Here is a 17,087-nt window from a genome sequence, read left to right as displayed (position 1 = left end):
GGCCGGCATGCAAGTTTATCCCAACCGATTCAGCGAGCAACTCAACAAAGGCCTGCAATCCTTTTACCTGATTTTTGGTGACGAGCCACAGCAGAAACTGGAATGCATTGAGCTGATCCGTCAGCAAGCCCGCGAACAGGGGTTTGATGAGCGCCAGTCGCTGACCGTCGACAACCAGTTTCAGTGGCAACAGCTGATTGATGCGTTCCAGACCATGTCGCTGTTCAGCAGCCGTCAGTTGATTGAGCTGACCCTGCCGGACGGCAAAGCGGGCGCCGAAGGCAGCAAGGTACTGGCGGAACTGGCGGATAAACAAAATCCCGATACAATTTTAGTCATTCACGGCGATAAAATTGGCCGTGACGTGCAAAACACCAAATGGTTTAAAGCGCTGGATAAAGCCGGTGTGTATGTGCCCTGCTATCCGCTGGAAGGCAGACATCTGCAACAGTGGATCAATGACCGCCTGCGCCAGCACAAACTCAGCGCAGACCCATCCATCGTTAAATTATTAGCCGATTACAGCGAAGGTAATCTGCTCGCCGCGCGTCAGGAAATCGATAAGCTGCCGCTGGTATTCGGCGACAAGCCACTAGAGTTAAAAGCCGTGCAACAGGTGATTGGCGATCATAGCCGCTACACCGCATTTCAGCTGGCCGATGTATTGCTGGCTGGCGATCTGCAAAAAGCGGTGAAAATGCTGTACCGGTTGGAAAGCGAAGGTGCCGAGCCGGTGATTATTTTATGGGCGCTGGTGAAAGAGTGGCAAACCCTGAGTGAACTGCACCAGTTACAGCAAAGTGGCAAAAACTTTAAGCAGGCCTGCGACAGCCTGCGTATCTGGGCAAATCGCCAGAGCCTGTATCAGCACGCCTTGCAGCGTTTGAGCCCGGCGCATCTGGCTGGCATGCAAAACAAGCTGACCACATTAGATACCGCCATCAAGCAATCCGCCCTGACCCGCCCTTATGTGGAACTGTGCCATATTTGCTTGCTGTTTGGCCCGGCGGACTTAACCATGATCACCCCAGAATATCTGCTGGAAGCCTGATGTCGGCTGAACTGGCAGGGTTATATGGGGGCACGTTCGATCCGATCCATCAGGGCCACTTAGCCCCGGTGGAACAAATTGCCGCACAAATCGGGTTGGAACAGGTGGTTTTGATGCCCTGTCACATTCCACCGCACCGGCAAAGCCCGGCGGTAGACAGCACGCATCGTCTGGCCATGGTGAAACTGGCGGCGGCGGCCTACCCGCGTTTTCGGGTCAGTGACTGGGAAATTTCCCGTCAGGCACCGTCGTATACGGTGGATACCCTGCACCATCTTTGCCAGACCTGGCCAGATAAGCACTGGTATGTGTTTATTGGCATGGACTCGTTGCTGAGCTTTCATCGCTGGCATCGTTATCAGGATATTCTGACGATGGCGAATCTGGTGGTGGCGCTGCGCCCCGGTGCATTTATAGAGGCGGCAGAGGCGGAAATTACCCGCTTGCTTGCCGAACATCAGGTTGAGGATATTGATGCGCTGAAACACAGCAAAGCCGGCGCGATTTATCTGGCCGAAAATGAATTACAGGATGTCTCGGCGACGGAACTTCGCCAGCAATTACAAGCGGGCAACACATCCCATCCGATGCTGAATGCGGATGTTTCCCGTTATATCGCCCACAATGGGCTTTATCAAACCACGCCGCAAGCGTGATAAAATAAACTGCATTTTTTACAAAGGTAAACACGTTGAACACTGAAGAATTAATCCAATTTGCGATTGATAAAATTGAAGATTTAAAAGCCCGCGATATCAAAGTGCTGGATGTAAGCGATAAGTCCAACATCACCGATGCGCTGATCATTTGTTCGGGTAACTCCAAACGCCACGTGGCGTCTATTGCCAATAACCTGGTAGTTGAAGCGAAAAAAGCCGGTATCCCGCCGTTATCCGTTGATGGTGAAGATGTAGGTGAATGGGTGCTGGTCGATATGGGCGATGTGATCGTGCATGTCATGCAGGACGCGACCCGCGATTATTATCAGCTGGAAAAACTCTGGGGCTGATGAAAATTCAACTCATTGCGGTCGGGCAGAAAATGCCCGACTGGGTCGAAAAAGGTTATCAGGAATTTGCCCGCCGGTTACGCGGCGATGTGCAGTTGCAGTTGACCGAGATTCCCGCCGGCAAGCGCGGCAAAAATGCCGATATTGAGCGGATCCTGACCAAAGAAGGTGAGTTAACCCTGGCGGCCATCCCTAAAGGCAATCGGGTGGTGACGCTGGAAGTAACCGGCAAGCCCTGGACTACCCCACAACTGGCCACGCAACTAGCCAGCTGGCAGATGGATGGACGTGATGTCAGCCTGTTGGTCGGTGGACCGGAAGGCCTGGCGCCCTCGTGTATTGCCTTATCTGAGGCGAAATGGTCGTTGTCTGCCCTGACCCTGCCCCATCCGCTAGTTCGGGTGATTGTGGCAGAAAGTCTTTACCGCGCGTGGTCTTTAAATAACAATCACCCCTATCACAGGGAATAGAATTACTGCATGCCACCACGTCGTATTGCCATTCGGGATCACACCGCAGAAGCTAATCTGGTTGCCAGACGGGCATTTATGGCACTGATCCTGGTGGGCATTATGCTGCTGGTATTGCTGAATAACCTGTATAAGTTACAGGTCACCCGCTACGAAGATTACCAAACCCGCGCCGATGGCAACCGGATTAAGTTACTGCCGGTGGCGCCCAATCGCGGCCTGATTTATGACCGTAACGGCGTATTGCTGGCCGAGAACCGCCCGGTGTTTCGCCTGGAGGTGATCCCCGAACAGGTAGATAATCTGGACGACACCCTCAGCGAATTAGCCAGCCTGCTCAGCATTGATGCCGATCGCCTGGACGATTTTCGTAAAGATATGGCCAGTCAGCGCCGCTTTAAGCCGGTCGCGCTGTTGGGCAGCATGACCGAAGAACAGATGGCGCTGTTTGCGGTAAATCAACACCGCTTTCCCGGCGTCAGTATCGAAGCCCGCCTGAAACGTTTTTACCCCTACGCCGAAGCGCTGACCCATGTACTGGGCTATGTGGCACGCATTAACAAACGGGATTTACAAAAACTGGCAGTCGAAGGCCAGGAAGCCAATTACGCTGCGACCCACGATATCGGCAAACTGGGGGTCGAGAAATACCACGAGGCACTGCTGCATGGTGAAGTGGGCTACCAGGAAGTTGAAGTTAACAGCCGCGGTAAGATACTGCGTACCCTGCGGTTTGAACCACCGACGCCGGGGCAGGATCTGATCCTGAATATTGATATCCGTTTACAGCAGGCAGCCGTCAAAGCACTGGAAGGCCAACGGGGCTCGGTAGTGATGCTGGATTCCCGCGATGGTGGCGTGCTCGCCATGTACAGCAACCCCAGTTACGACCCTAACTTGTTTGTGCATGGGATCAGTTCGAAAAACTACAACGCCCTGCTGGCCAATAAGAACAAGCCACTGATCAACCGGGCTACTCAAGGACAATATCCGCCGGCATCCACCATTAAACCGCACCTGGCGCTGCTGGGGCTGGAAGAGAACGTCATCACGCCGACCTCGAAAATGCTGGATGTGGGTAAATACACCCTGCCCAATGTGTCCCACACCTGGCGTGACCACAAAGCTACCGGCCACGGCTATGTGGATGTGACTAAAGCCATTGTGGTGTCCTGCGATACGTTTTTCTACGATCTCGCGTACCGCCTCGGCATCGATCGCATCAGCGATTTTATGCAGCAATTTGGCTTTGGCGATTATACCGGCATCGATTTATACGAAGAGGCCGATGGCATTATGCCCAGCCGCGGATGGAAAAAAGCTGCGCGTAACGAACCCTGGTACATCGGTGATACGATCATCATAGGTATCGGTCAGAGCTTCTGGACGGCCACACCGTTGCAATTGGCAACCTCCATTATGGAACTGGCCAATCGCGGGATTCACTACCATCCGCGCATTTTGCGTGGTGAGTTACAACCCACCGGGATTGAACTGTTGCCCCCGAACGAGAGTGAACCACTGCGCATCAATAAACAAAGCAACGTGGATGTGGTGCTGCATGCCATGCAAGAGGTGGTCAACGACCCGGTGCACGGTACGGCGCGCACCGCGTTTAAAAATACAGACTACGTGTCCGCCGGTAAAACCGGCACGGCCCAGTTATTCCAGATTGGTGAAGACGAAGAATACGACGAGAAAAAAGTCGCCGCGCACCTCCGTGATAACGCCATGTACGTGGGTTATGCACCCTATGATGCCCCCGAAGTGGTGGTGGCCGTGGCACTGGAAAACGCCGGTGGCGGTGGTTCCAATGCCGCCCCCATCGCTCGGATTATGATGGACACTTACTTTAATCAGGCCAAAGAGACTCATGCAGCGAACTAAGCTGGAAACGGATAAACGCTCCCTGCTCAACCGGATGCATATCGACGGGTGGTTGTTGCTGGGTTTATTGACTCTGATGTCGCTGGGTCTGTGTGTAATCTGGTCGGCTGGCGGCAAAGATCTGGCGTTGATTGAGCGTCAGGTAATTCGTCTGGCGTTTGCCATTGGCGTGATGGTGCTGCTGGCACAAATTCCACCCGGCGCTTTTCGGCGGGTGTCGGTGTTTTTCTATGTATCTGGCTTATTAATGCTCATCGCCGTACTGGCGGTGGGCACGGTGGGCAAAGGGGCACAACGCTGGCTGGATTTGGGCTTTATGCGTTTTCAGCCGTCAGAGATCATGAAACTGGCGGTACCCATGATGGTGGCCTGGTATGTGAGTAAATTTACCCTGCCAACCAAGCTCAAAGACGTGTTTATCGGGTTTGTGATGGTACTGGTGCCAACCCTGCTGATTGCCAAACAACCGGATTTGGGCACCTCACTGTTGATTGCCAGCTCGGGGTTGTTTGTGATCTTTCTGGCGGGGCTGAGCTGGAAGCTCATCGGCTTTTGTACCTTAGCGGCCGGTTTATTTACCCCGATTATGTGGCTGTTTTTGATGCAGGATTACCAGAAACAGCGGGTGCTGACCTTTTTAAACCCGGAAAGCGATCCGCTCGGCTCCGGCTATCACATTATCCAGTCGCAAATTGCCATAGGCTCCGGCGGCATTGAGGGCAAAGGCTGGCTCCAGGGTACTCAGTCACAGCTGGAGTTTTTACCCGAGCGCCATACCGACTTTATCTTTTCGGTGTTCAGTGAAGAGTTTGGTTTTATCGGCATTCTGGCCCTGCTGGCACTGTATTTATTTATTATTATTCGCGGCATGCTGATTGCGGTGCGTGCTCAGGATGCGTATTCCAAGCTACTGGCCGGCAGTATCACCCTGACCTTCTTCGTGTATGTATTCGTCAATATGGGCATGGTGTCCGGCTTATTGCCAGTGGTGGGCGTGCCATTGCCGCTGGTCAGCTATGGCGGCACCTCCATGGTGACCCTGATGGCCGGCTTTGGTATTTTGATGGCAATCAGTACACAAAAACGGCTATTATCCCGTTAACTCAGAATAATAATGACCTAATCAGGCAGTCATGTTTGCGCTAAACACTCTGTCACAAGCTGTTTCACGCCGCTCGTTGCTGCTGCTTGCAGCCGTGCTACTCAGCGCCTGTAGCAGTACCCCAAGCGGTCGTTACAGCCTGCGCCATGATGCGCCCCCGACTGTACTACCCAGCGAAATTCTGCAACACGACGCCACCCCGAAAAAAGAGCCGCACAACCCGGTCAATCAACGTAGCTATGTGATTCGTGGCAAAACCTATCACCCTATTTCGCCGGATCAGGCCGTCACCCACAGTGAAAAAGGCATGGCCAGTTGGTATGGGCAAAAATTCCATGGTCACCTGACCTCCAACGGCGAAACCTATGACATGTACAGTATGTCGGCGGCGCATAAAACCCTGCCCCTGCCCAGCTATGTGCAGGTGACCAATCTGGACAACGGGAAAAAAGCCATTGTGCGCGTGAATGATCGCGGGCCTTTCCATCAGGGACGTATTATCGATTTATCTTATGCGGCCGCGTTAAAACTGGATGTGCTGAAAACCGGCGTGGCCAATGTGCAGATTGAGGTCATCAGTGTCGATGATGAAGGCCGTTTATATCTGGCCGGTAAGCCGTTATTTGATGACAAGCCGGAGCCTCAGCAACTGGCATTAAATAACAGCGAAGCCTGGTTTGTGCAGGTACTGGCATTACAGGACGCAGACAAAGCCCGGAATCTGGCGAAAGGCTTACAACAGTTGTATCAGACCAATATTCATACGCCGGAAGAAAACGGCGTGCATCGTCTGCGCCTTGGGCCCCTCAAAGACGAACAAAGCGCGCGCCAACTGGCAGATCAGCTTAAAGCGGATGGTTACCCCAGCGCGTTTCCACTGCTGACGGCCTATTAATCTGCATGATTCTTTTAAACTTTTTGCGATTGATGTGGTCGGAGTAAAAATTCGATCTGCCCTGCCCATATAAGCTTTTTAAATGGTATAGTGGCTGACTATTCGATTTTGTTTATTCTGACGTTACACAAAACCGGGAACATAATGCTAACAAAACAACCTTCTCTTCGTCGTTGGGCAACTACTTTATTCTTCGCCCTATTTACACAGGCCGCCAGCGCAGTGGTCATTCCGCCGTCACCTGAAATTAATGCCAAAGGCTATATTCTGCTTGATGCCAATACCGGCCACGTAATTGCCGATGGTAATGCAGATATGAGTCTGGCACCGGCCAGTCTGACCAAGATGATGACCAGTTATGTGATTGGGATGGAGCTGAAAGCCGGCCGTATTCACAACGATGATATGGTAACTATCTCCGAAAAAGCCTGGGCGAAAAACTTCCCGGACTCTTCAGTGATGTTTATTGAAGTCGGCACCCAGGTCAAAGTGTCGGATTTAAACCGCGGTATCATCATTGCCTCAGGCAATGATGCCTGCGTTGCTATGGCCGAACACATTGCCGGTAGCGAAGATGCCTTCGCCGATATGATGAATGCCTATGCCGAGAAATTGGGCATGAGCGCCAGCCATTTTATCAACGCCCACGGTTTGGATAATGGTGATCACTATACCTCCCCTCGTGATATGGCCACGCTGGCCCAAGCGCTGATCCGCGATGTGCCGGAAGAATACGCCATTTACGCGGAAAAAGAATTTACCTACAACAATATCAAACAGCACAACCGCAACCCTTTGCTGTGGGATAAAAGCCTGAATGCCGACGGTGTAAAAACCGGTCACACCTCCGGCGCGGGTTACAATCTGGTGTCATCTGCTACTCAGGGTGATATGCGTTTAATTGCGGTAGTAATGGGCACTGAAAGCGAGCGAGCTCGTAAAGTAGAAAGCCAAAAACTGCTGAAGTACGGTTTCCGTTACTATGAAAGCGTGACGCCATATAAAGCCGGTGACAGCTTCGCCGCGCAACGTATCTTTATGGGTGACCGTGAAACCGTCGATCTGGGCATCATGCAGGACACTCCGATTACCATCCCCCGTGGCCAGCGTAAAAATCTGCAAGCCAACTTCAAGCTGGATAAACAGTTAGAAGCGCCTATGGCCAAAGGCACTGTGGTCGGCACACTGAGTTTACAACTGGGTGATGACACCGTGGCAACCTACCCACTGGTAACCCTGCAGGAAGTCAACGAAGGCGGCCTGTGGAGCAAAGCGGTTGACTGGGCCAAACTCAAACTTGGTATGGAAAACTAACAAATATTCAAAAAGGCGCAGCAGCGCCTTTTTTTATCCCTTGAATTCAGCCCGACTCTGCCCCACATTGCATTGCAAGCGTGGTCTTAGCGCCACGTTTTGTTTATAATTCGCCCCCCTTTTTTATTGCCGGAGAACGCTGTTGGAAACCCGCTTTGATGAATTACTGGAATTTCCCTGCTTACAAACCTTTAAAGTCATGGGTGTTGCTCACGAGCGCCTGCCAGATGACGTGATTGGTTGTCTGCAGTTACATGCGCCGGGCGATTATAATCCGACGGTAAAACCAAGCAGTAAAGGTAACTACCACTCTGTGTCTGTCAGCGTGCGTGTGACCAGCAAAGATCACATGGAAACCCTGTACAAAGAGTTAGCCAAGCTCGAACTGGTACGTGTGGTTCTGTAATGCTATCTGCTGACCTGACCCGCAGCGTCATTATTCGCCATTTAGGCCGTCAGCCTTATGAGCCGATTTGGCAAAAAATGCAGGCATTTACCGATGAACGTGATGCCACAACACCGGATGAGTTGTGGATACTAGAGCACGACCCGGTATTTACCCAGGGTCAGGCAGGCAAAGCCGAACATATCCTTAATCCCGGTGACATTCCTGTGGTACAGGTGGACCGCGGTGGCCAGGTGACCTATCACGGTCCGGGTCAGCTAATGATGTACGTGTTACTGGATATTCGCCGCAGAAAAATGGGTGTGCGCGATCTGGTAACCGCCCTGGAGCAATCCATTGTTACTATGCTGGCTGAAAGTGGTATCGAGGCCTATGCCAAGCCGGATGCGCCAGGTGTATACGTTAATGAACAAAAAATTTGCTCTCTGGGGCTACGCATTCGCAAAGGTTGCTCATTTCATGGGTTGGCGCTGAATGTTAATATGCCGCTGGAGCCATTCTTAAGGATCAATCCCTGCGGTTATGCCGGGATGCAAATGACTGATTGTGCCAGACTGGGTGGACCCGATTCGATAAAAGCGGCCTCCCACGCGCTACTGAATGCCTTCACCTCATTGCTGAATATCGACAACCTGATACTACAGGAAGGATTTGATGACTAAATCACGCGTCGAAGCGGGTGTTAAACTCCGTGACGAAGAAAAAGTAAAACATATTCCCGTCACTATTATTCCCACCGAACGTGAGGAAATGTTACGTAAACCTGAGTGGATCAAGATTAAGCTGCCTGCGCGTACCGAAAATATTGACCACATCAAGGCCACGTTACGCAAGAACAAACTGCATTCTGTATGTGAAGAAGCCTCCTGTCCGAATCTGGCCGAGTGTTTCAACCACGGTACCGCCACCTTTATGATTTTGGGTGATATCTGTACCCGTCGTTGTCCGTTTTGTGATGTGGCGCATGGTAAACCGCTGCCACCTTCCGCTGAAGAGCCACTTAAACTGGCCAAAACCATCGCTGAAATGCGCTTAAAATATGTGGTGATCACCTCAGTAGATCGCGATGATTTGCGCGATGGTGGTGCTCAGCATTTTGTCGATTGTATTAACGCGATTCGTGAACACAGCCCGCAAACCAAAATTGAAGTATTGGTACCGGATTTCCGTGGCCGTATGGACCGCGCGCTGGAGATATTTAAGCAAGGTGTACCGGATGTGTTTAACCACAATCTGGAAACCATTCCACGTCTTTATCGCGAATGTCGCCCCGGCGCTAACTATCAGTGGTCATTGGATCTGCTGAAAAAATTCAAAGCCCAGCACCCTGACGTCATGACTAAATCCGGTCTGATGATGGGTATGGGTGAAAGCCAGGAAGAAATGGCAGAAGTACTGAAAGACCTGCGCGCCCATGATGTAGATATGCTGACCCTCGGCCAGTATTTGCAACCTAGTCGTCATCACTACCCGGTAAAACGTTACGTACATCCGGATGAATTCGATGCGCTTCGGGTAACCGCAGAAGAGCTGGGCTTTACCCATGCTGCGTGTGGTCCATTGGTCCGCTCCAGCTACCATGCAGACAAACAGGCCGCCGGAGTAGAAGTAAAATAATCCGGCCAGAACTGAAACAGGCAGTTGCGACCTGCGTGGCAACTTGCCTGACCCGCATTAATCAGCATTATGGCAGCCAGTTACGCCTGCCCCTTATCCGCTACAACCAGCGTGGTAAAATTGCCGGCTCTGCACGCCTGCAACTAAATGAAGTTCGCCTTAACCCCACCCTGTTACTGCAAAATCAGCAGGAGTTTTTACACCAGGTTATTCCCCACGAAGTCTGTCATCTGGCGGTCTATCAGTTGTACGGCCGGGTACGCCCTCATGGCGCTGAGTGGCAGCAGATGATGCGTCAGGTATTTAAACTGGCCCCCCACGTAACCCATAAAATGGATGTGACCGATGTGGCGGGTAAAACCTTCAGCTATCAATGTGGTTGTAAACAACATCAACTGAGCATTCGGCGGCACAATAAGGTGTTAAAAGGCACGCGTTATTTGTGCCGGGGATGTGGTCAGTCGCTGGTTGCGTGCTGAAAATCGTCGAGGCGGCGCTGCCAGAGTTGTTGTATCTCACCCTCAGTGGCGTTGACAAAATTCACATAAGCAGGGCGTTGTAACGCTGATTCCAGCAGTTGCGCGCGCCAGATTTGCATATAGACCGGTGCGCGGTCGCCCTCATCGTAAAACTGCATAAAACTGAAACGGGCATGTGGTTTCCATGCCTGCAGATTTTGTTCAGCCAGCTCGCAGGTCTGCGCTGGTGACAAGATGGTGTCTTGCGGCCAGTCAGCCGGTAATGGCGGAATGATGCCCGTTTGACTAATCACCAGATTCGCCTGATGGGCGCCATCGACGCAAAATTGTTCGGCCAGCTCACGGCTTAACGCGTATTCATCCAGCAATCCGGCAAAATGTGCCAGTTCATGCACAAACACCGCAAAATCATCACCGCGATCCAGATACATGATGCCCTGATGCACATTGGCTTTGCCCGCCTGCCCCATAACAACCACATGGGTGAACTCGCGATCGATCAACTGGTTAGCAAGAAAGTTTTCATCGCAATGTAAACGTGGTGACGTGGCGCAAGCTAAACCATTAGCCGGTTGCAGACTCAGGTCAGAAAAACATACCGGCAAACTGCGTAGATCCGCATCCTGCTGCCAGGCGGACAATAATCCGGCGGCCTGGCTGATGCCTTCGGTATCCTGCGCGACAAACAATAAATGTTGCTGGCAGGCACTGGCCTGATATCCACGGCGTAAGGTCAGAATATCCTGCAACAGCGTCGCGGCTTGTGGCGTAAGTGTGGTGGGCTCTGAGTCTTCCAGGGTTTGATAGAAAGTGCTGACATCGCCGTTTTGTAGTGCGAGCCTGGCTAAGCGCCAGCGAATATCCGCCCCGCCTTGTTCTGACGCGCGGGTCAGCCAATACTGGGCGATGGCCGGCGCCTTTTCCAGCCACTCTCCGGCCAGTGCCAACTGTGCAGACTGATCGCCCAGCGCGGCGGCCAATACGGGATCCTGACGAAGCTGTTTAACCGACAGGCGATGCTGGTACTGGGACACGATAATCAGTGCCGCCAGCGCATAGAATCCCAGCCCGAGCAGAATGCGAAACATAGTGATGGTTTATTTGTGCAAATCCGGAATGCTGCGTTCGCGCATCAGGTCCAGCTCGAGGCGCGCATAACGGTGCTCGACAAAGTCATACACATTGGTACTCAGCGCAGCTTTGAAATAATTACTGGCTTTACCCTGTGCACCTGCGTCAGCAAAGTATTTGCCCAGGTAAAAATAGGCTTCACACAGGCGATTATTCAGTTGCTGCTGGTTAGCCAGTCCTTCAGTTAGCAGATTAAGCAACTGACTTTCTGACACATCACCCAGATAAAAATCGACCAGATGCGTTGCCCAGTTACTATTGTCCAGTTGGGCGCGCTGGTTGCGTAAGGTTTGTTTGGCGTTAACCGGATCCATATGGCTATCGGCCATGTAGTGCCACAGCACACGATAAGGATCGCTATGGTCCTGTTGATAGAACAAGTCGAAATCTTTTAACGCCTGATCGGCACGGCCACCGTAATAAAGCGCAATACCACGATTTAAAAACGCGTATGCATGCTCTGGGTCGATTTCTAGTGCCGAGTCAAAGTAGGTATAGGCCTCAACGAATTCCTGCTGTTGAGTGTAATGGATCCCCAAAAAATTATAGGCTTCGGCCAGTTTTGGATTCAGGCGTACGGCACGGGTAAAGTCGTACATTGCCATGCCATTAAGGCCGACACTGTCATAGTAAACACCACGCTGGTAATACAATTCGGCTTTTTGTGGCTCAGGAATATCGGCGCGATTGAGGATTTCGGTCAGGCGAGCGACCGCCATTTGCACGCGCATATCGGCTTTTGCAGGTTCCGCCAGGATCAGATTTCCCATCTGATTGCCAGCCGAAGGCCCTTGCGTGCTGGAACAGGCACTGATTATTCCCAATGTGCCAATCAGCAGGGCTTGCGATAGCTTCATAAAAGACTCTTTTGTTACCGGTATGCACCGCACTATACCAAGAGGTGCGCCGTGGATCATCCAGTGATATGGATAATCGCGCGGTTAATCTTCGAAAAAGATTACTTTGCCGGTTTCGATGTCATATTCCGCCCCGACGATCATCAGGTCTTCATTGGCGATGAGTTGCTCCAATATGGCTGAACCATGACGAAGCTGTTCAACCGAGGTATGCACATTGGCGCGTACCGCTTTGGCCAGTAAGGTGTCTTTATCGCACTGACAGGCGTTTTGTAACAGTGGCTTAACCGCCGGGGCGATTTTATCCACGATAACTTTAAGATTTGGCGACTGCGACTCCGACGGGCGACTCAACTCCTCCACGGTGGCTTTGATCGCGCCACAATGGGTATGCCCCATCACCACCACCAAACGAGTAGCAAATTGTGCGGCGGCGAATTCCACGCTACCAATCTGCGATGGCTGCACGATATTACCGGCAACTCGAATAACAAACAGGTCACCCAGGCCCTGATCGAAAACCATTTCGGCGGGCACCCGTGAGTCAGAACAGCCCAGAATAATCGCAAATGGCTGTTGGCCCTGCTCTGCGCTACTAATACGGGGGCGCTTCATTAGCCATTCATCGCCCTGCAATGCGGAGATAAATCGCTGATTTCCCTGCTTTAAGTGCGCAAGCGCCGTTTGTGCATCAACCATATTATTGTTATTCCTGAAAACGTTGGGGGCAGTCTACCGAGGCAATCCCTCAGACTCTACTCCGAGCAGTATCAACTGCCTAGTTTTTAAACAAGTCGCTTACGGTATATAAGTCGTTCATCTGCGTATTCATCGCTTTGATAGGTCATGACAAAGCCATACTGATTACGCTGTAAAAATGCCTGCATCGCACTAAATTCACCACGGGTTTTGACTTCTATGATGTCGTAGCCCTGTGCTTTCGCCCATTGCTCCTGCGCGTCCAGCAGTTTCTGCGCTACACCACTGCGACGGAAAGCCGGCACTACACCTCCTAACCAGCTATAAAATGTCAGCGGGTTTAGCCCGTAACCCAGTTTAAACCCGACTAACTGGCCATTTTCATAGGCCACCAAGCCCAACCATTCCAGCTCTGCCAGACGCTGTTGATACCTGTCCTTATCAGCAGTGGCGGCCAGCTCCGGAATGTGGCGGTGCACATCTAACAGCACATCGATGTCGCGCGTTTCTACAATTACCATATTTAGCCCACAAAAAAGGCGCTGAACGCGCCTTTTTTAATGTTGTTGAATTACTCGCCTTGTGGCTCTTCCGCTGCTGCTTCCTGAGCTGGCTTTTCAACCAGCTCTTTCATAGACAGACGTACTCGGCCCTGACGGTCGATTTCCATCACTTTCACGTCAACCATCTGACCCATTTCCAGGTAATCAGATACTTTGTTTACGCGCTCGTGAGCGATTTGTGAAATGTGTACCAGACCTTCTTTACCTGGCAGTACTTCTACAAACGCACCGAAATCAACGATACGGGTTACTTTACCGTGGTAAGTTTTGCCCGCTTCTACTTCAGCCGTTACCGCTTCGATCATGCTGATTGCTTTTTCAGCTTTGGCACGCTCGGTAGCGAAGATTTTCACAGTACCGTCATCTTCGATTTCGATGTTGGTTTCAGATTGTTCAGTGATAGAACGGATAGTTGCACCGCCTTTACCAATCACTTCACGGATCTTGTCTTGCTCAATCTTGATGGTGTAGATACGTGGAGCGAATTCAGACAGCTCTTCACGGTGACCATTGATGGCCTGATCCATCACACCCAGAATGTGCAGACGCGCTTCTTTAGCTTGTTTCAGCGCGATTTGCATGATTTCTTTGGTGATACCTTCAATCTTGATATCCATCTGCAGCGCAGTAACACCTTCAGAGGTACCAGCCACTTTAAAGTCCATGTCACCCAGGTGATCTTCGTCACCCAGAATGTCTGACAGGACTACGAAGTTTTCGTCAGATTTCACCAGACCCATTGCAATACCCGCAACAGAAGCTTTGATTGGTACACCGGCATCCATCAGAGCCAGAGAGGTACCGCACACAGACGCCATTGAAGAAGAACCGTTTGACTCAGTGATTTCTGACACCACACGTACCACGTACGGGAATTCAGCTTCAGTTGGCATAACCGCCTGAATACCACGCTTAGCCAGACGACCGTGACCGATTTCACGACGCTTAGGCGAACCGATCATACCGGTTTCACCCACGCAGTATGGTGGGAAGTTGTAATGCAGCATGAAGCGGCTGTTAGTCAGGCCAGTCAGCTCATCAATCATCTGCGCGTCACGCTCAGTACCCAGGGTGGCCACAACCAACGCCTGCGTTTCACCACGGGTGAACAATGCAGAACCGTGAGTACGTGGCAGCAGACCAGTGCTCACCGCCAGGGCGCGAACCATATCCGGCGAACGACCGTCGATACGTGGCTCGCCGGCCAGAATGCGTGAACGTACTACGTCAGATTCCAGATCGTGCAGCAGGTTGCTGGCTTCTTTGCTATCCAGTTCTGGATTTTCTGCAATCAGAGCGGCCAACGCTTTGTCCGTGGCTGCAGTGACCGCGTCTTTACGCGCCATTTTGTCAGAGATCTGGTATGCAGCAGCCATTTCAGCTTCGGCCAGCGCTTTGATCTTGTCTTTCAGTTCAGTGTTCTCTGCAGGTGCTTGCCAGTCCCACTTAGGCGTGTTTACTTCAGCGGCGAATTCGTTAACCGCGTTGATAACCGCTTGCATTTGGTCGTGACCATATACAACCGCACCCAGCATCACGTCTTCTGACAGGATTTTCGCTTCTGATTCCACCATCAGTACGGCATTTTGCGTACCGGCCACAACCAGATCCAAATCGCTGTCAGCCATTTCGCTGTTCAGGGTGTTCAGCAGGTACTCGCCGTCTTTGTAACCAACACGCGCCGCACCAATTGGGCCGTTGAATGGAATACCAGAGATGGCCAGCGCAGCAGAGGTACCGATCATAGAGATGATGTCGGTTGGAATTTCAGGGTTCGCAGATACCACTGTGATAACAACCTGAACTTCGTTTTTGAAACCTTCCGGGAATAATGGACGGATTGGACGGTCAATCAGACGCGCGGTCAGGGTTTCGTTCTCAGAAGGACGACCTTCACGCTTGAAGAAGCCACCCGGGATTTTACCCGCAGCGTAGGTTTTTTCCTGATAGTTAACAGTTAATGGGAAGAAGTCCTGATCGGCTTTGGCTTCTTTTTTACCCACAACGCTTACCAGCACCGACGTATCGTCCATGCTAGCTAATACAGCGGCAGTTGCCTGACGGGCGATTACGCCTGTTTCCAGAGTTACGGTGTGTTTACCGTATTGAAATGTTTTAGTAATAGGAGTCACTTTTTATCCTTTATCTTTGCTATTTTCGCTTTTAAACGCGGCGCATAGTATAGCGAGTCGCTCCGTGCCTGCACAGTACAAATTAGCTGTGCGCGCGCGCATTTTTCGTAAAAACAAGCAGATACAAAAAAAGCACCCGAAGGTGCTTTTATTTGAAGCTTGTCTTAGCGACGCAGACCCAGACGCGCGATCAGGTCTTGGTAACGTGCCTGATCTTTGCCTTTCAGGAAGTCCAGCATTTTACGACGCTGGCTTACCATGCGCAGCAGACCACGACGTGAGTGGTGATCTTTCTTGTGGCTTGAGAAGTGACCTTGCAGTTTGTTGATGTTGAAAGTCAACAGTGCAACTTGAACTTCAGGTGAACCTGTGTCGCCTTCTTTAACTGCGAAGTCAGCTAAAATCTGTGCTTTTTCTTGAGTACTTAGTGACATAAATTTCTCCAATGTAGATAAGGATCTCAGCCGATCACTAATTCAGCCAAAATCAGGAGCGCGTATTATATAGCGTTACGCGCAAATAACAATGCCGCAGCGGGTTAATTCTGCGCGGTTACCACCAGACGTTTAGGAGCAAGTTTATCGCCCGCCTCGCCGACACCAATAAACTGTTCGGTCGACTGCACGTAGATACGCGTTGCACCCTGCACCCCGGCATCCGGATTCACCACCGGCTGACCGTGTTGCAAACGTGCGGCGTCTTCGTCACTAACGTGCACGGCCGGTAAACGGCTGACCGCACTGTCCATCGGCAGTAGCCAGCTATCCAACACAGACCAGTCCTGCTCACCATTAGCATTGATGGTTTCGCGCAGCGCCTGCAGCGTGTCAAAATCGACCACTTTATCGACCGGATAATCCGCCACTTTGGTGCGATGCAATTTACTCACATAGGCACAGCAACCCAGCGCCTGACCAATATCATCGACCAGCGAGCGAATGTAGGTGCCTTTGCTGCAATGCACTTCCAACTCGGCGTTGGTACCATCAAAACTGAGCAGATTCAGGGCAAATATCTCGATATCGCGCGCCTCGCGCTCAATCTCGATACCCTGACGAGCATAGTAATACAGCGGTTTACCCTGATGTTTGAGGGCAGAGAACATGCTAGGCACCTGCTTGATTGGGCCGCGGAACTGTTCTAACACCGCCAGTAGCTCATCCATGCCAAAATTAATTGGCTGTTGATCTACCACCTCGCCATCTGCATCACAGGTACTGGTACGAATTCCGAAGGTTGCGGTGGTCAGATAGGTCTTATCTGAGTCAAGCAGGAACTGCGAAAACTTGGTGGCCTCCCCCAAACAAATGGGCAACATCCCCGTGGCGAGCGGATCCAGCGCGCCGGTATGACCAGCTTTGCTGGCCTTAAAAATACCGCGGACCTTTTGCAACGCCTGATTGGAGGAGATTTCCAGTGGCTTATCCAGCAAAATGACGCCGTCAATATCACGGCCTTTTCTGCGTTTTGCCACG

The 17,087-nt window shown here is 51.6% G+C and carries 19 protein-coding genes; 12 read left to right on the top strand and 7 right to left on the bottom strand.

Annotated elements, in window-relative coordinates:
- Window positions 1-7 precede the first annotated feature (7 nt).
- The 12 genes from holA to TK45_RS01080 all read left to right on the top strand — a co-directional run bounded on the left by holA (window position 8) and on the right by TK45_RS01080 (window position 10,230).
- The gene (gene holA / locus TK45_RS01135; RefSeq protein WP_131256785.1) at window positions 8-1,051 is read left to right on the top strand and encodes a DNA polymerase III subunit delta; all 1,044 of its coding nucleotides are present in this window, start codon (window positions 8-10) and stop codon (window positions 1,049-1,051) included.
- Entirely contained in the window at window positions 1,051-1,707 is a 657-nt protein-coding gene (nadD, locus tag TK45_RS01130) for a nicotinate-nucleotide adenylyltransferase (protein ID WP_131256784.1), read from the top strand. Before holA ends, nadD begins: the two co-directional genes overlap by 1 nt.
- A 35-nt stretch (window positions 1,708-1,742) precedes the next feature.
- A complete protein-coding gene (rsfS, locus tag TK45_RS01125) occupies window positions 1,743-2,060 on the top strand; it encodes a ribosome silencing factor (protein WP_131256783.1) in 318 nt (105 codons plus the stop codon).
- Window positions 2,060-2,530, top strand: coding sequence for a 23S rRNA (pseudouridine(1915)-N(3))-methyltransferase RlmH (gene rlmH / locus TK45_RS01120; protein ID WP_131256782.1), 471 nt, complete (start codon window positions 2,060-2,062; stop codon window positions 2,528-2,530). Before rsfS ends, rlmH begins: the two co-directional genes overlap by 1 nt.
- Before the next feature lie 9 nt (window positions 2,531-2,539).
- Window positions 2,540-4,417 carry a penicillin-binding protein 2 gene (gene mrdA, locus TK45_RS01115; RefSeq protein ID WP_131256781.1) on the top strand — a complete coding sequence of 626 codons (1,878 nt, stop codon included), beginning with the start codon at window positions 2,540-2,542 and terminating at the stop codon, window positions 4,415-4,417.
- Window positions 4,404-5,519, top strand: coding sequence for a rod shape-determining protein RodA (gene rodA, locus TK45_RS01110; protein WP_131256780.1), 1,116 nt, complete (start codon window positions 4,404-4,406; stop codon window positions 5,517-5,519). The genes mrdA and rodA overlap by 14 nt, the downstream gene beginning before the upstream one ends.
- Window positions 5,520-5,550: 31 nt before the next feature.
- Entirely contained in the window at window positions 5,551-6,414 is an 864-nt protein-coding gene (locus TK45_RS01105; RefSeq protein WP_131256779.1) for a septal ring lytic transglycosylase RlpA family protein, read from the top strand.
- A 144-nt stretch (window positions 6,415-6,558) separates the two neighbouring features.
- A complete protein-coding gene (locus TK45_RS01100) occupies window positions 6,559-7,728 on the top strand; it encodes a serine hydrolase (RefSeq protein WP_131256778.1) in 1,170 nt (389 codons plus the stop codon).
- Window positions 7,729-7,867: 139 nt separating this feature from the next.
- Complete coding sequence (gene ybeD / locus TK45_RS01095; protein WP_217350795.1) at window positions 7,868-8,134, top strand: DUF493 family protein YbeD; 267 nt, start codon at window positions 7,868-7,870, stop codon at window positions 8,132-8,134.
- The gene (gene lipB / locus TK45_RS01090) at window positions 8,134-8,796 is read left to right on the top strand and encodes a lipoyl(octanoyl) transferase LipB (protein WP_131256776.1); all 663 of its coding nucleotides are present in this window, start codon (window positions 8,134-8,136) and stop codon (window positions 8,794-8,796) included. Before ybeD ends, lipB begins: the two co-directional genes overlap by 1 nt.
- Window positions 8,789-9,751 (top strand): lipoyl synthase, encoded by a 963-nt coding sequence (lipA, locus tag TK45_RS01085; protein ID WP_131256775.1) that lies wholly within the window; start codon window positions 8,789-8,791, stop codon window positions 9,749-9,751. The genes lipB and lipA overlap by 8 nt, the downstream gene beginning before the upstream one ends.
- A 35-nt stretch (window positions 9,752-9,786) precedes the next feature.
- On the top strand, window positions 9,787-10,230 hold the full coding sequence (locus TK45_RS01080) for a SprT family zinc-dependent metalloprotease (RefSeq protein ID WP_254426501.1): 444 nt from the start codon (window positions 9,787-9,789) through the stop codon (window positions 10,228-10,230).
- Here the strand turns inward: TK45_RS01080 and TK45_RS01075 are convergent.
- The 7 genes from TK45_RS01075 to truB all read right to left on the bottom strand — a co-directional run bounded on the left by TK45_RS01075 (window position 10,209) and on the right by truB (window position 17,086).
- Window positions 10,209-11,318 (bottom strand): hypothetical protein, encoded by a 1,110-nt coding sequence (locus tag TK45_RS01075; RefSeq protein ID WP_131256774.1) that lies wholly within the window; start codon window positions 11,316-11,318, stop codon window positions 10,209-10,211. The two genes, TK45_RS01080 and TK45_RS01075, sit on opposite strands and share 22 nt — an antisense overlap.
- Before the next feature lie 9 nt (window positions 11,319-11,327).
- Window positions 11,328-12,218, bottom strand: a complete 891-nt coding sequence (nlpI, locus tag TK45_RS01070) for a lipoprotein NlpI (RefSeq protein WP_131256773.1) — start codon at window positions 12,216-12,218, stop codon at window positions 11,328-11,330.
- 84 nt (window positions 12,219-12,302) lie between these two features.
- Window positions 12,303-12,917 (bottom strand): carbonic anhydrase, encoded by a 615-nt coding sequence (locus tag TK45_RS01065; RefSeq protein ID WP_131256772.1) that lies wholly within the window; start codon window positions 12,915-12,917, stop codon window positions 12,303-12,305.
- Window positions 12,918-13,003: 86 nt separating this feature from the next.
- Window positions 13,004-13,438 carry a GNAT family N-acetyltransferase gene (locus TK45_RS01060; protein WP_131256771.1) on the bottom strand — a complete coding sequence of 145 codons (435 nt, stop codon included), beginning with the start codon at window positions 13,436-13,438 and terminating at the stop codon, window positions 13,004-13,006.
- Between the two features lie 50 nt (window positions 13,439-13,488).
- Window positions 13,489-15,612: a polyribonucleotide nucleotidyltransferase gene (gene pnp / locus TK45_RS01055; RefSeq protein WP_131256770.1), complete on the bottom strand. Its 2,124-nt coding sequence runs from the start codon at window positions 15,610-15,612 to the stop codon at window positions 13,489-13,491.
- 164 nt (window positions 15,613-15,776) lie between these two features.
- Window positions 15,777-16,046, bottom strand: a complete 270-nt coding sequence (gene rpsO, locus TK45_RS01050) for a 30S ribosomal protein S15 (RefSeq protein ID WP_131256769.1) — start codon at window positions 16,044-16,046, stop codon at window positions 15,777-15,779.
- 104 nt (window positions 16,047-16,150) lie between these two features.
- A complete protein-coding gene (truB, locus tag TK45_RS01045) occupies window positions 16,151-17,086 on the bottom strand; it encodes a tRNA pseudouridine(55) synthase TruB (protein WP_131256768.1) in 936 nt (311 codons plus the stop codon).
- Window position 17,087: the final 1 nt, after the last annotated feature.

It is taken from the genome of Bowmanella sp. JS7-9, from assembly GCF_004329715.1.
Classification (GTDB): domain Bacteria; phylum Pseudomonadota; class Gammaproteobacteria; order Enterobacterales; family Alteromonadaceae; genus Pseudobowmanella; species Pseudobowmanella zhangzhouensis.
This window is presented reverse-complemented; position numbering and strand designations above follow the sequence as displayed.